This is a genomic window from Chitinophagaceae bacterium, assembly GCA_016710165.1.
Lineage (GTDB): Bacteria > Bacteroidota > Bacteroidia > Chitinophagales > Chitinophagaceae > Ferruginibacter.
Genome location: JADJLJ010000001.1, coordinates 1,712,861 through 1,729,017, shown reverse-complemented (window position 1 = coordinate 1,729,017; position 16,157 = coordinate 1,712,861). Strand labels below are relative to the sequence as shown.

13 protein-coding genes are annotated in these 16,157 nt (G+C 47.0%); 7 read left to right on the top strand and 6 right to left on the bottom strand.

Annotation, left to right across the window (positions count from 1 at the left end; all coding sequences use genetic code 11):
- Nucleotides 1-216 precede the first annotated feature (216 nt).
- The 3 genes from IPJ02_07400 to IPJ02_07390 form a co-directional block, all read right to left on the bottom strand.
- The gene (locus tag IPJ02_07400) at nt 217-1,854 is read right to left on the bottom strand and encodes a peptide MFS transporter (GenBank protein ID MBK7375371.1); all 1,638 of its coding nucleotides are present in this window, start codon (nt 1,852-1,854) and stop codon (nt 217-219) included.
- Between the two features lie 74 nt (nt 1,855-1,928).
- On the bottom strand, nt 1,929-3,971 hold the full coding sequence (locus tag IPJ02_07395) for an OPT/YSL family transporter (protein ID MBK7375370.1): 2,043 nt from the start codon (nt 3,969-3,971) through the stop codon (nt 1,929-1,931).
- A 78-nt stretch (nt 3,972-4,049) separates the two neighbouring features.
- On the bottom strand, nt 4,050-5,720 hold the full coding sequence (locus IPJ02_07390; protein MBK7375369.1) for a peptide MFS transporter: 1,671 nt from the start codon (nt 5,718-5,720) through the stop codon (nt 4,050-4,052).
- A gap of 214 nt (nt 5,721-5,934) precedes the next feature.
- Between IPJ02_07390 and purD the strand changes: the two genes are divergently transcribed.
- The 7 genes from purD to IPJ02_07355 all read left to right on the top strand — a co-directional run bounded on the left by purD (nt 5,935) and on the right by IPJ02_07355 (nt 14,439).
- Nucleotides 5,935-7,221, top strand: coding sequence for a phosphoribosylamine--glycine ligase (gene purD, locus IPJ02_07385; protein MBK7375368.1), 1,287 nt, complete (start codon nt 5,935-5,937; stop codon nt 7,219-7,221).
- A 183-nt stretch (nt 7,222-7,404) separates the two neighbouring features.
- Nucleotides 7,405-8,430: a rod shape-determining protein gene (locus IPJ02_07380; GenBank protein ID MBK7375367.1), complete on the top strand. Its 1,026-nt coding sequence runs from the start codon at nt 7,405-7,407 to the stop codon at nt 8,428-8,430.
- A 121-nt stretch (nt 8,431-8,551) separates the two neighbouring features.
- Nucleotides 8,552-9,409, top strand: a complete 858-nt coding sequence (gene mreC, locus IPJ02_07375) for a rod shape-determining protein MreC (protein MBK7375366.1) — start codon at nt 8,552-8,554, stop codon at nt 9,407-9,409.
- 7 nt (nt 9,410-9,416) lie between these two features.
- Nucleotides 9,417-9,950, top strand: a complete 534-nt coding sequence (gene mreD, locus IPJ02_07370) for a rod shape-determining protein MreD (protein ID MBK7375365.1) — start codon at nt 9,417-9,419, stop codon at nt 9,948-9,950.
- Between the two features lie 51 nt (nt 9,951-10,001).
- Nucleotides 10,002-12,143, top strand: coding sequence for a penicillin-binding protein 2 (locus IPJ02_07365; GenBank protein ID MBK7375364.1), 2,142 nt, complete (start codon nt 10,002-10,004; stop codon nt 12,141-12,143).
- A 97-nt stretch (nt 12,144-12,240) separates the two neighbouring features.
- The gene (locus tag IPJ02_07360; protein MBK7375363.1) at nt 12,241-13,593 is read left to right on the top strand and encodes a rod shape-determining protein RodA; all 1,353 of its coding nucleotides are present in this window, start codon (nt 12,241-12,243) and stop codon (nt 13,591-13,593) included.
- A gap of 99 nt (nt 13,594-13,692) precedes the next feature.
- The gene (locus IPJ02_07355) at nt 13,693-14,439 is read left to right on the top strand and encodes an MBL fold metallo-hydrolase (GenBank protein MBK7375362.1); all 747 of its coding nucleotides are present in this window, start codon (nt 13,693-13,695) and stop codon (nt 14,437-14,439) included.
- Nucleotides 14,440-14,572: 133 nt separating this feature from the next.
- On the opposite strand, the gene atpH is transcribed toward IPJ02_07355, so the two are convergent.
- The 3 genes from atpH to atpE form a co-directional block, all read right to left on the bottom strand.
- Nucleotides 14,573-15,139 (bottom strand): ATP synthase F1 subunit delta, encoded by a 567-nt coding sequence (gene atpH / locus IPJ02_07350; protein ID MBK7375361.1) that lies wholly within the window; start codon nt 15,137-15,139, stop codon nt 14,573-14,575.
- Nucleotides 15,140-15,247: 108 nt separating this feature from the next.
- Complete coding sequence (atpF, locus tag IPJ02_07345) at nt 15,248-15,742, bottom strand: F0F1 ATP synthase subunit B (GenBank protein ID MBK7375360.1); 495 nt, start codon at nt 15,740-15,742, stop codon at nt 15,248-15,250.
- Between the two features lie 170 nt (nt 15,743-15,912).
- A complete protein-coding gene (atpE, locus tag IPJ02_07340) occupies nt 15,913-16,125 on the bottom strand; it encodes an ATP synthase F0 subunit C (GenBank protein MBK7375359.1) in 213 nt (70 codons plus the stop codon).
- Nucleotides 16,126-16,157 lie beyond the last annotated feature (32 nt).

The following is a 16,157-nucleotide window of genomic DNA, read 5'->3' as shown; positions in this document are numbered from 1 at the left end:
AGTATTGCCGGGCGATGGTGGTGTCCTATTTTGAATGATTGTCATGCTGAGCCTGCCTGCCGGCAGGCAGGCTCAGCATGACAGGTCACAAAATATTCAAAATAGGACACTACCCGGGCGGTATTATGCAGCCTGCATTTGGGGGCAGGAACAGTTTATTGCCGGTGCCGGACCGGTAACAAATACCGGGAAAACCATGCGGTGAAATGAACAGGATCAGTTCACCCCCTTTTCCTTCATGATGCGGTTAAGCCATTTCAGCATGGCAAAAAGGATAAAGGTGGCGATCATCAGCAGGATGAAATTCACCCAGAAGAAATTTGCCTTGTTCTCATACCCATCCCAAAGGGTGGCCAGCAGGCCGGACAGTTTATTGCCAATGGAGGTTGCCAGGAACCATCCGCCCATCATCAATGAAGTGATGCGGACGGGGCTGAGTTTTGAAACGATGGACAATCCCATCGGGCTCAACAGCAATTCGCCGATCGTTATAACACCATAGGTGCCTATTAACCACCATACACTGGCTTTTTCTGCTCCATTGCCCGATACATAGACCGCTCCCACCATGACCAATACTGATAAGGCAGAGAGCAATAAACCAAATGCGATCTTGGTTGGCGTAGATGGTTCTTTACCGTTCCTTCTTAAATAAGCAAAGAAGGCAATGACCAGCGGTGTTAGAAGGATCACCCAGCCGGGGTTTATGGACTGCGTCAGGGGTGTTGACCAAAGGGTGGCCTGGCTATTGGCTGCGGGCAGTTCTTCCGGTCTTACATTTTTAAAATAAGGCGGGTAATCATATTCCTTTAAAACCACCCCGTTCTTTTTCTGTATCCTGAACTGGTTATCGTACAGTACCACAGAGTCTTTTTTAAACTCTTTTTTCTCCGCCAGCTTCACCGCATTAAATACTTCCGCCGCCTCACCGGTCACATGCCGGTTGGTATAATTATCTGCCCAGATGGTAAGAGCACTTCCGTTCTGTTTAAACACGGCCCAGAATAAGACCACCGCAGCAAAAATTGCAAGCAGTGCAGCAATGGGCCGCTTCTCTGATTTTTCGGCACGGAAGTAAAGGGATGAATAAAAATAGATCACCGGGATGCAGGCGAAAATGAATGCATCATTGCTGTCTGACTGGAAAATATTACCGGGGATCATCCAGCCCAATATGCCTGCAATAACGGAAGGGAATAAGATCGTAAGAACGATCCTTGAAAAGGGCATGTCTTCTTTTGTCATGGGCTTTTTCACATCGCCGGATGCATAATGCCTGGTGCCGGCCATGAAAATGATCACCCCCAGGAACATGCCGATGCCTGCGGCAACAAAAGCATATTTCCAGCCCCAGATGATGATGATGGCCGTGCTGAAAAAATTACAGATGAATGCACCGATATTGATGCCCATGTAAAAGATATTGTACCCTTCATCTTTTCTTTTTTCAAATGCGGGCGTGGAATATAAATTACCAAGCAGGGTGGATATATTGGGTTTGAAGAAACCATTGCCGACGATGACCAGGGTCATGGATAAATAGAGCATGGGTAAACTGTGCACAGCCATCAGGCAGTAACCGGCGCCCATCATCAGCCCGCCCGCAATGATGGACCGGCGGTAACCAAAATACCGGTCGGCCAGCAGGCCCCCGATGAAGGGCGTAAGAAAGACCAGGGCAATGAACGTGCCGTAGAGATCAGAAGCTTCGGTGTTGGTCATGGCAAAACCATGCTCCACATTTTTCAGGTACAATAAAAAAATACCGATCATCAGGTAATAACCAAAACGTTCCCACATTTCGGAGAAAAATAAATAGGGAAGGGCTTTGGGGTGTTTAGCTGGCTGGCTCATGCGGTGATTTTTATTTTCAAGATAAATAAAAAAGGCGATGGTCAGATCGCCTTAATAAGATTTGAACGGGTTGTTTATTTTTTCATGGCCGTTTTATATAAGATCCATCCCATGGCCGCAAAGAACAACACCCCCAGTAAATAATACAGATTGGTGCCAATGCCACTGCTTATGCTTTCTTCCATACTTATTGATTTCAATAACTTCTCACCGCTGTCGCTGCCCACAATGAAAGCAATGACAACCCCGGCAACAGCTCCGCCGGCAACCAGTCCGGTTGCAAATAAACTGCCTTTTCCAAGTTCATCTTCTTCCGGACCGGTGGGGATATTCTCTTTTTTCTTCCTGCGGTCAACTAGCCCTTTGATGGCGCCTCCGATGGCAATGGGTAATGTGGTGGAAAGGGGCAGGTATGCACCCACTGCAAAGCTAAGCGACCGGATGCCGCACAGTTCCATTACCACGGCCACAAAAACGCCTACAAAAACATATTGCCAGTCTAAGTTAAAAGACAGGATTCCCTTGATCAGGGTAGCCATCAACGTGGCTTGTGGCGCCGGGTATTTTTCTGTTCCGATCGCATGATTGATCCCCTGTGCGATCATTTCACTGTTCGGTTTATCCAGGTATTTGATCGTGATGCCAATAACAATGGAGGATACAATGGCTCCGACGAACAAGGCAATTTGCTGGTTACGTGGTGTGGCGCCGACAATATAGCCGCTTTTCAGGTCCTGCGAAGTAGCACCGGCATTGGCAGCTGCGATGCAGATCATGCCGCCAACAACCAAAACCAGTGGTTCGTAGGTTTCGCCTGTCCATCCTACAGCAATGAATATCAAACTGGTTCCCATCACCGTGGCGATGGTCATGCCGCTGATGGGGTTATTGGAGGAACCGATCAGTCCAACGATCCTGGAAGAGACCGTTACGAATAATGCGCCAAAGATCAATACCAGTATCCCGATCAGTATTTTCTGTAATATACTGTCACCCGGCACCTGGGGCAATACGGCGATAAGTGCAACAAGTGCCAGGCTTCCCAGCCCTACGATCTTTAGACTCAGGTCCCTTTCGGTCCTTAAAATACCGTTGGATCCACCAGCAGCATTATTTTTCATGGAACTGACACTGCCTTTGATGGATTTTACAATGGTGGGTACTGTTTTGATCAGCGTAATGATACCACCTGCCGCAACTGCACCCGCACCGATCTGGCGGATGAAGGCATAATAAATGGCCGCAGAATAATCATTAAAAGTATGGGTGGCAGCATTCCATCCTCCTTTGCCGCCGTCTTTTGTGATATCGGCCAGGTATCCCAGTTTTGCCAACTGGATGGCGATGGTATCTGCAGGTACAATAGAAGAAAGGAGCGGGATCAGTACCAGCCAGCTTAGAACGCCGCCGGCAACCAGTACACCGGCAATGCGTGGGCCAATGATATAACCCACGCCTAAATATTCAGGGGTTATCTCGCCGCTTAGTTTTGCCGACGGGAAAAATTTGTTGGTTTGTTTTGTGATCCAGAAAGGGGTTTCTGCAATAACATGTAATATCTTTTGCAGAATGGCATAACTGAAAGCGACCCCCAGGCCCCAGAAAGCGGTTTTGGCGAAATCACCGCCTTTTTCCCCGGCCTTTAAAACATCCCCGCAGGCGGTTCCTTCCGGATACGGCAAGGTCTCATGTTCATTTACGATCAGTGCTTTTCTCAGGGGCACCATCAGTAAAGTGCCCAGCATGCCACCTACAATGGCCAGGATCAGTATGGTGAGGTAATTGAAATACGAGGCGCTGTCGGGCGAAGAAAGAAACAAAAATCCGGGTAAGGTAAAAGCCACGCCGGCGGCGATGCTCTCCCCTGCGCTGCCGGTTGTTTGAATGATATTATTCTCCAGGATCGTGGTTTTGAAGAACTTCCTGCCCAGCGTGATGGCAATAACCGCAATGGGAATGGAAGCAGACACGGTCAATCCTGCTTTGAGGGCAAGGTATACGGTGGCAGCGCCGAATATCACCCCGAATAAACTACCCAGCAGGATCGACTTAACGGTCAGTTCCTTCATGATGGTTTGGGGAGAAACAAAAGGCTGGAATATTTTTTTCTCAGGCATGGCAGTTGGTTTTAAAAAAGTAAGATAAATAAAAAAGGCGATACAGAAGATGTACCGCCTTTAACTGAAGTGCGTATTTTAATCAGAACCGGTTCTTTCCCGTACGATCTGGTTCAGTGATTTTAATTTTGAATAGATCAGGATGCCGCCGATGAATGCGGCGATCACTAAAATAAGAAAGAACATTTTTTTGTCGGTAAAGTCATCCCAGAAACCCGTCATCACACCCGCCACTTTTCCGCCGATGGAAGTTGACAGAAACCATCCTCCCATCATCAGGGCGGTCAACCTTGCCGGCGCAAGTTTTGATACAAATGATAAACCGATGGGGCTTAAGAATATTTCACTGATGGTAAACACAAAATAGGTGCCCCAAAGCCACAGCGGAGAAGCTTTGTACAAATAGATGGATGGCACAGACATCACTGCAAAGACCATTACCAATGCCGAAAGACCGGATATGAACATAGCCATCCCGAACTTGGATGCCGTGGTTGGTTCTTTTCCTTTTTTTCGCAGGTAGTCAAACAACGGTACAAATACCAGCGTAAGCAGAACAATGAATAAAGGATTGATCGACTGGAACAATTCGGTATTCGTAAGTTTCACCGATTTTCCCCCGGGCCATTGGTCTTTTGGTACGTTGTTGAAATACGGATCGGGGCCCATTACCTGCACAGCTTTTCCTTCGGCATCTTTCACATCTACAAAATATTCATTTACCTTATTTACCATCCGGGGAGTGTCCGATACTTCCTGCATCGGAAATAATGCCCCGGTTATACCCGCCGTAGTTTCAGATGCAACCCGGTCGGTATGTTTTTCGGCCCATAAGGTAAGGCCGGTTGCATTTTGGTTGTAGATCGTCCAGAACGCAATGGCAATGGCAAAAATGAACAACAGGGAGCCAATGGCTTTTTTATCGGAACCTGTTGCCTTTACCCACAGTGAGATATAGAACGCAATGATGGGCAGACAGGCAAATATGAATGCATCATTTGCCTGGGTGCCCATCACGGTGGTCCCAAATACCATCAACGGTAAGAACCAGCCAATAACAGCGGCTATAATTGCGGGTAAAAAAACATAACCCAAAACCTGGGCAATGGACATATCTTCTTTTTGAGCAGGTTTTTTAACATCACCAACCCGTACGGATTTAAGGTTGCTTGCCAAAAAGATCAGTCCTATGATCAGGCCAACACCGGCAGCAGAAAATGCCCATCCCCATCCGTACTTGTTACGCAGGTAAGCGGCCACAAAATTGCAGACAAAGGCCCCGATATTGATGCCCATGTAAAAGATATTGTAGGCATTATCCTTCAGGGGTTTCAGGTCTTCCCGGTTATAGATATTTCCCAGCAGGGTAGAGATATTGGGTTTAAAAAAGCCATTGCCCACAATGACCAGCGATAAGGATATGAACATGGCGGTGTTGCCGGGTAAGGACAAACCTATATAGCCTGCTGCCATCAGGCTTCCGCCTAAAAAAATGGATTTTATGTAGCCGAGATACCTGTCGGCGATCAGGCCACCCAGGAATGGCGTTAAATAAACCAATGCGATGAAACTTCCTACAATATCAGCGCCTATCTTCTCATCAAAGCCTTTGCCACCGGTTTTGGTGTCGATCATGTAAAGAAGTAAGATCCCTACCATTAAATAATAAGCAAAGCGTTCCCACATCTCTGTAAAAAATAAAACATACAGTGCCCGGGGGTGTTTGCCTGTTTTTATCTGATCTGTCATAAATGAAGTTTTTAGATGCTTGTTAGTTGGTTTATTAGTCCAAAATAGTGAAATTATGTTTAGAACAGTCAATTTGAACATCCCTATTTTTTAAGGAAGCGTTCAGAAAGACATGCAGCCCGGTGCCGTTCATAAAAATATATATTGAAATACGCTGTCATAATTTTAAATTCGCAATCCTAAAGTTCAGGCTTATCCAAAATTCAGATCACCGATGAATATTCTCTTAATTGGTTCGGGAGGCAGGGAACATGCACTGGCCTGGAAAATGAAACAAAGCCCTTTGTGCGATGGTTTGTTCATAGCGCCGGGTAATGCAGGTACGGCTTCCTGCGGCACCAACCTGCCCATTGCCGTAACCGATTTTGAAGCGTTGGCCGCAGCCTGTAAGGAACATGCGATCAGTATTGTGTTGGTCGGGCCCGAAGATCCCCTGGTCAAAGGCATCTACGATTTTTTTAAGAACCGGCCCGGGCTTGAGAATATCAAAGTCATTGGTCCTTCCAAAGAAGCGGCACAGCTGGAGGGAAGCAAGGCATTTGCAAAAGCTTTCATGACGAGGCATGGCATTCCTACCGCAGCGTACGCCGAATTCAATGCAGATAATTATATGGAGGGGGTGAATTACATCAAATCCCATTCGCTGCCCATCGTTTTAAAGGCCGACGGGCTGGCAGCCGGCAAAGGGGTACTGATATGCCAGAACCACCTGGAAGCAACTTCCGAGTTTGAACTGATGCTGTACCGTTCAAAATTCGGGGAGGCAGGAAAAAAAGTGGTGATAGAAGAATTCTTAAAGGGAATAGAACTGAGTGTTTTTGTTCTGACCGACGGGGAGAATTATGTGCTGCTGCCGGAAGCAAAAGATTATAAGCGGGTGGGCGTGGGCGACACCGGTCTCAATACCGGCGGTATGGGAGCCGTAAGTCCCCTGCCTTTTGTGAATGATGCTTTTTTGGGAAAAGTAAAGAAGAAGATAATTGAGCCAACCATTGCGGGGCTTAAAAAAGAAAAACTGGATTACAAGGGATTTATTTTCTTCGGGCTGATGAACGACAATGGTGAGCCCGGTGTTATTGAATACAACTGCCGCATGGGCGATCCCGAAACAGAAGTGGTGATCCCCCGGATAAAAAATGACCTGGTGGAAATACTGGTGGCGGTGGCAGAGCAAAAACTGGATAAAGTGCGCATTGAGACCGAAGACCGGTCTGCCGCCACGGTGGTGGCCGTAAGCGGGGGCTATCCCGGTGATTACGAAAAGGGAAAAGAAATTACCGGGCTGGCGGAGATGGAAATTGAGCATACCATTATTTTCCAGTGCGGAACAATCAAAGAAGGCGATAAGATCCTGACCAACGGCGGAAGGATACTGGCGGTAACATCATTCGGCGATAATATCACCGAAGCGGTGGAGCAATCAAATTATGTGATGGAACAATTATTTTTTGAAAAGATGTATTACCGCCCGGATATCGGGTATGAATTCAAAAACGGGTAACACGGTTTTCAACGTTTCTTTCTCCCGCATTCCATGCTTCTTCTGTCGCGGGGTTTATGCCCGGTACGGCAATTCACAACTTTCTTGTAAATGTTGAAAAATAAAGGGTTTGCCGTTGTTATTTCAAATATTTTCCACCAACTTTGCCTGCATTGATTAAAATCCTTTTTCACACACACCAATATGGGCCTTTTTAATTTTTTTACCCAGGAGATCGCGATTGACCTGGGAACCGCCAATACCCTGATAATCCACAACGACGAGATCGTGGTAAATGAACCATCCATTGTGGCGCTTGACCGGAATAACCCGAAGAACATTTTAGCCGTGGGTAAAAAAGCCCTGATGATGCATGAAAAGACCCATGAAAGCATCCGGACCGTACGGCCGCTGAAAGACGGCGTTATCGCCGACTTTAACGCTGCCGAACTGATGATCCGGGAAATGATAAAACTGATCTACCCCAAGAAACCCCTTTTTGCCCCAAGCTGGCGTATGATGATCTGCATTCCCAGCAGCATCACCGAAGTGGAAAAGCGTGCCGTACGGGATAGTGCCGAACAGGCCGGCGCCAAGGAAGTGTACCTGATCCATGAGCCCATGGCTGCAGCCTTGGGTATCGGCATTGATGTGGAAGAGCCCGTTGGAAACATGATCATTGATATTGGCGGCGGTACTACGGGGATAACCGTAATTGCGCTGGCCGGTATCGTGTGCGACCAGAGTATCCGTATTGCCGGTGATGAATTCACTGCCGACATCATGGAAGCACTCCGGCGCTACCACAGCCTGCTGATCGGGGAACGTACCGCAGAACAGATCAAGATACAGGTTGGCGCTGCCATGAAAGACCTGGATAATCCGCCGGATGATATACCGGTTAATGGCCGTGACCTGGTTACCGGCATTCCCAAGCAGGTGATGGTAAGCTACCAGGAAGTGGCCGAAGCACTGGATAAAAGCATATTCAAAATTGAAGAAGCCATCCTGAAGGCCCTGGAAACAACCCCTCCGGAACTGGCATCCGATATTTACCGCCGGGGATTATATATAACAGGTGGTGGCGCTTTGTTGCGGGGACTGGATAAAAGACTGAATGCAAAGATCAAGCTCCCGGTTCATGTGGCAGACGATCCATTGAAGAGTGTGGTAAGGGGAACAGGCATTGCCTTGAAGCATTATGACCGCTATCCGTTCGTGATGAGATGATTTCCGTAAGTAAATAGGGTATATAAAGTAAAGGAGTAAATAAAGTAAAGTCATGTCCGGTTTTCATCAAACTTATTTGCATAAATACTTATTTACTTCATATACTTTATAAACCTGGACTGTGCGTAATATCTTCCTTTTCATCCGCCGTTATTTCAATCTTCTCTTATTCCTTTTTCTGCAGGTATTCAGCATTTATCTGATCGTTCACTACAGCCGTTATCACAATGCCATATTCAGCAGTGCCAGCAACCAGCTTACGGGGAAGGTAAATAAACAGTTCAGCCGGGTGGAATATTATTTTCAGCTTAAAAAGACCAATGACTCCCTGGTGAAGGCCAATGCCAAACTGTATAATAAACTAAAAGCCGATTTTGAACTGCCCGACACCACGGCAAAGGTATTTATTGATTCGTTGAAGGTTGATTCCATAGAAGGATACCGCAAATACCGGTATTACCCGGCCAAAGTGGTTTACAATTCTGTGGCCGCACAAAACAACTACCTTGTATTAAGCCGGGGACTGGCACAACAGGTAAAGATCGGGATGGGCGTTATTGATCCCAACAGCGGGGTGGTGGGTGTGATAACAGACGTAAGCAAGGACTTTGCCGTTGTGATGAGCCTGTTGCATAAGGATAGCCGCATCAGCGGTAAATTATTAAAGGGAGGCGAGACGGGGACACTGAACTGGGACGGGAAGACCCCAAACATCATTTCCCTGACCGGCATTGCAAAGAGTGCAAAAGTTGCAAAAGGAGATACCATTATTTCCAGCGGATTCAGTACCAGTTTTCCCAGGGGCATGATGGTCGGGTCGGTGCTGGAGGCCATTCCGGAAAAAAGCAGCAGCAACTACCTGATAAAATTCCGCTCGGCAGCCAATTTTTATAACCTGGAATATGTTTATGTGATAGAGAACAAACAGGCAGAAAATATAAAAGACATGTTGGATAACGTAAAGAATAAAAACCAGTAATCAGCCCATGAATACACTGGTAAGAAATATTGTCCGGTTCGCACTCTTCATCCTGGTACAGGTGTATGTACTGGATAAGATCCACCTGCACCAGATGGTAACCCCCTATATCTATTTCCTGTTCATCCTGTGGCTGCCTTTCCGCATGAAGCGTACCTGGCAGATGCTGATCGCCTTTGCGCTGGGATTTACCCTGGACAGTTTCCGTCACCATCCCGGCTTTCATACGGCGGCCTGTGTGCTCATCGCGTATATCCGTCCTTTCCTGGTAAACCTCCTCATTCCGCAGGAAGGGGCTGATACCAATTACGAAGAACCTTCCTTTAAAAGCATGGGAGGTTTTTTACCCTATTTCATTTTCGTGGGTGTGCTTACGCTGATCCATCATGGCTGGTTGTTTTTGCTGGAAGCCTGGCAGTTTGGGAATATCTGGTATTTTATTTTAAAGACCCTGTTGTCAACAGCCATCAGTTTGCTGTTGATACTGGTAACTGAATTGTTGTTCGCCCGTAAGCAATCCTTCCGGACCAACACGGCATAGCAGCGGGTTCAGTCAGCATAAAGAAAAATGATCTTCAAAACATAAACAGAAGTGCCCGTATTTAATCAATCAAGGAAGAATGTGATCATGCTGGTGTTCATCGGCATGTTTGTCATCATTCTTTTACAACTGGTGAACCTGCAGTTGTTTTCCACCAAGTACCGCATACAGGCCGATGACCAGGGCACTTTCCGCAAAGTGATCTACCCCGACCGGGGGATCGTGTACGACCGGAAAGGAAGATCTATTCTCCAGAATACGGTCATCTACGACCTGATGGTGACTCCCGGGAAGATCAAGGGCACGGATACGATGACCCTTTGCAGGATATTAGATATCGATACGTCAGAATTCAGGAAGCGGATCATCACCGCCATCATTAAAAATAAAAGTTACCGGGCATCCATTTTCGAACCATTGCTCAGCAATGAAAAAATGGCCAAGCTCAATGAGATCATGTATAAACTGGCCCCCGGTTATTACCTGCAGGAACGTTCGGTAAGGGATTATCCCTATGATGCCGGAGGAAACATCCTTGGTTACCTGGGTGAAGTGGACTCCAATATTTTAAAGAACCCGAAATACCAGGGGTATGTTATGGGCGACTATATCGGCAAAGCAGGATTGGAAAGGACCTATGAAAAAGTGCTGATGGGGCAACGGGGTATCGAGTTCTGGAAAAGAGACAATAAGAACCGGCTCACCGAGCGGCTCGAAAACGGCAAGTTTGATACAGCGGCCGTTGCCGGGCAGAACATGTTCACATCAATTGACATAGAGCTGCAGGCATTGGGGGAGAAACTGATGGAGAACAAACTGGGTTCCATTGTGGCTGTTGATCCCAGGACCGGAGGCATAATCTGCATGGTGAGCAGCCCCACCTACAAACCAAAACTTTTGACGGGTGCCGAAAGAAAAAAACATTTTGCCGAATTATTACTGAGCCCGGCCAGGCCATTGTTCAACCGTTCGGTAAGCGCTACGTATTCTCCCGGCTCTACATTCAAAACCTTGCAGGCGCTTATCGGGCTGCATGAAGGAGTGATCTCAACCGATTTCCGTGTTACCTGTTCCGGCGCTTTTTACGGTTGCGGTGGCGGCAGGCCCATGAAGTGCCTGGATATTGGCACTTTCGATCTGCGGAATGCCATCCGTATGTCTGACAATACCTATTTTGCCACCGTCATGCAACGGGTGATCACAAACCCGAAGTACCCGAGCCAGGACAGCAGCCTTGCCAAATGGGACCAGTATATGTATGCCTTTGGCCTTGGGCATAAACTGGGTATAGATGTGCCTTCCGAAAAGCCGGGCCTTGTTCCATCACCTGCTTTGTATAATAAAACCTATGGCGAAGGCAGGTGGAATTACTGCAACTTCCGCTCGGTGAGTATCGGGCAGGGAGAGGTGGATGTTACTCCCATTCAGGTAGCAAACGAAATGGCTTACATCGCCAACAAAGGCTGGTATAAGATCCCGCACCTCGTTGATTCTATTGAAGGCGGGGATAATTTCGACATGTTATCGAAGTTCAGGGAAAAGCACAGTGCCATGGATATACCCGACACGGTGTTTGAAGTGGTGCACGATGGCATGCAGGCCGTGGTGGATGGAGGTACGGGTGCCGGTGCAAAAGTTCCGGGCATTGCCATTTGTGGCAAGACCGGTACCGTTGAGAACTATTACAAGGGAGTGAAACAACCCAACCATGCTTTCTTCTGCGGATTTGCTCCCCGGGATAATCCGAAGATCGCCATCATGTGCGTGGTGGAGAACAGCGGGCGGTTTGGAGGTACCTATGCCGCACCGATTGTTGGCCTGATGATCGAAAAGTACCTGAACGATACCATTGCTGCCAACAGGCAGGCCATCGTTGATAAATTCACGAACCTTAACCTTATTCCCCCGCGTGTTTACACCGAGATGAAGACCCTGGATTCCCTGCTTCATGCGAAAGACTCGGCATACCTGATGGCCAAAGGATATATCCGCCAGATAAAGGATACGATGGAAGTGGATGATGCAGACGAACAGGATGCCCTGGACCAGATCAAGAAAGATAAAGAGGAAATAAAGAAGAACAAACCGGCAAAAGACAGCGGGGATAAAAAAATGGTCATCCACACCGAGGCGATATTGCCAGCCGAAAAAAAGAGACCGGAATTAAAAGATTCAGTTAAAAATGAGCCCTGATCCGTGAGTCGTCAGTCGTCAGTCGTGAGTTGAAAACAAAAGAACATCAACCAACGATTCACGACTGACGACTCACGATTCACGACTTACGAAAAGTATGTATCAAAAAAATCCTTCCATATCAAAAGGCATTGACTGGGTGCTGGTGTGGCTGTATGCCATACTGGTGGCCATCGGCATACTTTGTATTTTTTCGGTAGAGTACCGGAGCAGCGATGATGTTGTTCAAACCCTGCTGGGATTTAAAAAGAACTACAGCAAGCAATTGTATTTTTTTGCTGCCTGTGCGGTGCTGGCCATTTTTATCCTGCTTACCGACAGCAAGCTTTTTACTGCAACATCCAACCTCTCTTACCTGGTGGGCATATTACTTATCCTGGCAACGTTTGTGGTGGGCAAGGAGATAAAAGGTTCCAAAAGCTGGATACCGCTCGGGTTCATGAACCTGCAGCCGGTGGAACTATGCAAGATATTCACTTCGCTGGCACTGGCTAAGTATTTATCGCAGCAGGAAACCGATTTTGAAAAACCAAAATCGCAACTGATCGCTGCAGCCATCGCGTTTACGCCGGCCGTGTTCTCCATTCTGCAGGGCGAAACAGGGCTGGCACTGGTTTACTTTTCTTTTTTGATCCCCATGTACCGGGAAGGATTGCCCCCGGGTTACCTGGTCGCCGGCGTTTCCATGGCGGTATTGCTGGTTGCGTCGCTTTTATTCCGAACCCAGACCCTGCTGATCGCTTTTTCCGTCATTGCACTGCTGGCCATCTATGCTTACCGGCGACAGATAAGACGAAACAGCCGCTTGCTGCTGGTCATCATATTTGCATGGGGTTTTGGTGTGGCATTTGTAGGCCTTGCGGTACCCTTTACATTCAAGCATGTGTTTAAACAGTACCAGGCCGACAGGATATTCAGCATGGTAGGGGTGGATAATCCGTTTGCCGATAAGACCGTTGTTGAATCGGCCGGTACCGAAGAAGCAAAAACAAAACAAAAAAAATCGGAGCAGCAGAATTATAATGTTAAACAGTCGAAGATCGCAATCGGTTCCGGTGGTTTTGCCGGTAAGGGTTTTTTAAAAGGGACCCAGACACAGGGTGATTTTGTGCCGGAGCAGCATACCGACTTTATCTTTACTTCCGTGGGGGAGAACTTTGGTTTCTGGGGCAGCGGCTCGCTGATGCTGATCTACCTTTTCCTTTTATTACGTATCATCCGCATTGCGGAACGGCAACGAAGTACATTCAGCAGGGTATATGCGTATTCGGTGGCAGGTATCATTTTCTTCCATGTGTCGGTAAATATCTGCGTTACCATTGGCCTGGCGCCCGTGATCGGTATCACCCTTCCGCTGATGAGCTATGGAGGATCGTCCCTGCTCACGTTTACCATTCTTCTTTTCATTCTGATAAAACTGGATGCCGACAGGCAGATGGTGTTGCGTTAATCCGTTAATCTGTTAATCGGTTAATCCGTTAATTGGTTAATCCGTTAATTAGTTATGACGTATAAACGTATTAACTGATTAACCAATTAACTTTACCCTATGAAGATCATTCCACTCAGCGAAGGCGCTTTTACCATTGATGCCACAAAGAAATTTATTCCCTTCAACAAGGCAAAAGATGACCTGCAGCAACGCACGACAGGCAGTTTACTGGTAGAAATTCAACCCTTTGCAGTGATTACTTCCAAAGACATCATCATCCTGGACACCGGCCTGGGTTTTTCAAACCCGGATGGTACATTGCAGATACACCAAAACTTACTGAATAACGGCATTGGCCCGATGGAAGTAACGAAAGTATTGCTTAGTCACCTGCATAAAGACCATGCAGGCGGTATTTATAAAAATGATGAGATCCTGAAACAGAAATTCCTGGGTTTTCCCGGCGCCACCTATTATGTGCATAAGGATGAAATGGAATTTGCGTTGAAGAAAGGGCCGCCTTCTTACCGATTGTCAGATTTTGACGGAATGCAGAACTCCGACCAGGTTGTTTTGCTGGAGGGAGATGGAAGGATCGATGATTATATCAGCTATCACGTGACCGGTGCACACAGTCCCTTCCACCAGGTGTTCTGGATAGAAGAAGACGGGCAGAAAATATTTTACGGCGGCGATGTGGCACCCCAGCTGCAGCAGATGAAGAACCGGTTCATTGCCAAATACGATTACGACGGGAAGAAATGTATGGAATTGCGCCAGCAGTGGTGGCAGCAGGGAGAGAAAGAAAAATGGACTTTCTTATTTTACCATGATATTAAGATGCCGGTGTACTCTTTCGTTTAATGGTTTAAGGTTGAAAGGTTTAAAGTTACAGGGCCACAACCCTTAAACCTTTAAACCCTTAAACGATGTAGACCCCCCAAACTAAAAAAGCTGCTACACAGTAACAGCTCTCCAAAAATATTTCTGATTTACTTTAACGTATCTTGTGCAGGTAATCGTTATTCATGAACTGCTTATGGATATCCTTCAGGTCTCTTAAGATGCTGGCATCAACCAACACTCCTCCTGTTTCCAGTAAAAAGCCCCCGATGAGTTCATTCTTAACATGTGTCTCCACTTCAAAGGTCTGGCCTGCAGCAGCATTGGCTTTTACATTCGACATGATGGCTGCCTTCATTTCTTCCGAAATGGGATCGGCGGTGGTGATCTTCACTTTATGAATATTGCGCAGTGTATTGAACTGGTCAATAAAACTGTTTACGATCTCGGGTAAATTCAGTTCCCTGTTCTTTCTTACCAGTAACTGGATGAAAGCGCTGGTAAGTTTGCTCACCCTTTCTTTGGTGACCGATTCGATGATGCTTGCCTTGGCAGAAGGCTTGATGACCGGGCTGCGCAGTACATTCACAAAATCGGCGTTGCTTTTGCAGATGCGGTGCAGCCATTTCATGTCGGCATATACCACATCTACCTGGTTCTGTTCTGTCGCCAGGTCAAGTAAACTCTTTGCGTACCGGCCTGCTAAACGTGGATTATTCATACCCCTGTCCCCTAAAGGGGAACTTGATTTGTATCAGCATTTATTTTATTTAAACACCGATGGTTAAAAATATTTATTTCCTCCATTTCCCCCTTCAGGGGATAGGGGTTAATTCAGTTTGACCTCTGCAGCCAGGGTCTTGATATAATTCTCCTGCTCTGCCTTGTTGCTTAATTCTTTCCGCAGCACTTTTTCACTCACTTCCAGCACGAGGCTGCCTACCTGGTTCTTGATCTCGGTAAGTGCTGCCATTTTCTGGTTGGTGATGGAAGCCTGTGCATCGGCCAGGATCTTGGCTGCCTGTACCTTTGCTTCTTCCTTTGCTTCGTTGATCATCTTATCCTTTGTTTCCTTTGCTTCCTTAAGCATGGTAGCTCTTTCTTCACGTGCTTTTGCAAGGATGGCTTCGTTGTCATTCTTCATCTGGGCCATTTCCAGTTTTATCTTTTCCGCAGTAGCCAAAGAATCTGCAATGGTCTTCTCCCTTTTTTCCAGGCCACCAATGATCATGGGCCATGCAAATTTTTTCAGCAGGAAAAAAACGATAAGGAATGCTAAAAGCGTCCAGACGATGAGGCCTAAGGCCGGTGTAAGTAATTGCATAGTTAATTCCCCGATGGGTATTTAAATTCAGTTGTTTTTAATTTGTTTCCCGGCTTCGCCCGTTTCTCGACTTCGCTCGAAACCTATGCACTTCTCACTTCGACTTCGCTCAGTGCGCTGTGCAAAAAATACTGCATCCTCCGCCCTGTGCTTCGGATGCAGTAAAAGGTTTAAAGTACCATGGCCAGGAAACCAATGATGATCGCAAACAATGCTGCTCCTTCCACCAGAGCGGCAGTAAGGATCATGTTGCTGCGGATGTCATTGATCGCTTCCGGCTGGCGTGCAATGGATTCCAATGCACCCTTACCGATCTGTCCGATACCTACACCGGCACCGATAGCTCCCAGTCCGGCGCCGATAGCACCTCCTGCATTAGCCATAGCTTCTAATAAGAAAAAATTCATAATTGTGA

Excerpts from the sequence above, each read along its gene's own strand:
- IPJ02_07390 (MBK7375369.1), bottom strand. The coding sequence starts at position 5,720 with ATGACAGATCAGATAAAAACAGGCAAACACCCCCGGGCACTGTATGTT.
- atpE (MBK7375359.1), bottom strand. The coding sequence starts at position 16,125 with ATGGCTAATGCAGGAGGTGCTATCGGCGCCGGACTGGGAGCTATCGGT.
- IPJ02_07360 (MBK7375363.1), top strand. The coding sequence starts at position 12,241 with ATGTATCAAAAAAATCCTTCCATATCAAAAGGCATTGACTGGGTGCTG.
- IPJ02_07395 (MBK7375370.1), bottom strand. The coding sequence starts at position 3,971 with ATGCCTGAGAAAAAAATATTCCAGCCTTTTGTTTCTCCCCAAACCATC.
- purD (MBK7375368.1), top strand. The coding sequence starts at position 5,935 with ATGAATATTCTCTTAATTGGTTCGGGAGGCAGGGAACATGCACTGGCC.
- atpF (MBK7375360.1), bottom strand. The coding sequence starts at position 15,742 with ATGCAATTACTTACACCGGCCTTAGGCCTCATCGTCTGGACGCTTTTA.
- mreD (MBK7375365.1), top strand. The coding sequence starts at position 9,417 with ATGAATACACTGGTAAGAAATATTGTCCGGTTCGCACTCTTCATCCTG.
- IPJ02_07355 (MBK7375362.1), top strand. The coding sequence starts at position 13,693 with ATGAAGATCATTCCACTCAGCGAAGGCGCTTTTACCATTGATGCCACA.
- IPJ02_07380 (MBK7375367.1), top strand. The coding sequence starts at position 7,405 with ATGGGCCTTTTTAATTTTTTTACCCAGGAGATCGCGATTGACCTGGGA.
- IPJ02_07400 (MBK7375371.1), bottom strand. The coding sequence starts at position 1,854 with ATGAGCCAGCCAGCTAAACACCCCAAAGCCCTTCCCTATTTATTTTTC.
- atpH (MBK7375361.1), bottom strand. The coding sequence starts at position 15,139 with ATGAATAATCCACGTTTAGCAGGCCGGTACGCAAAGAGTTTACTTGAC.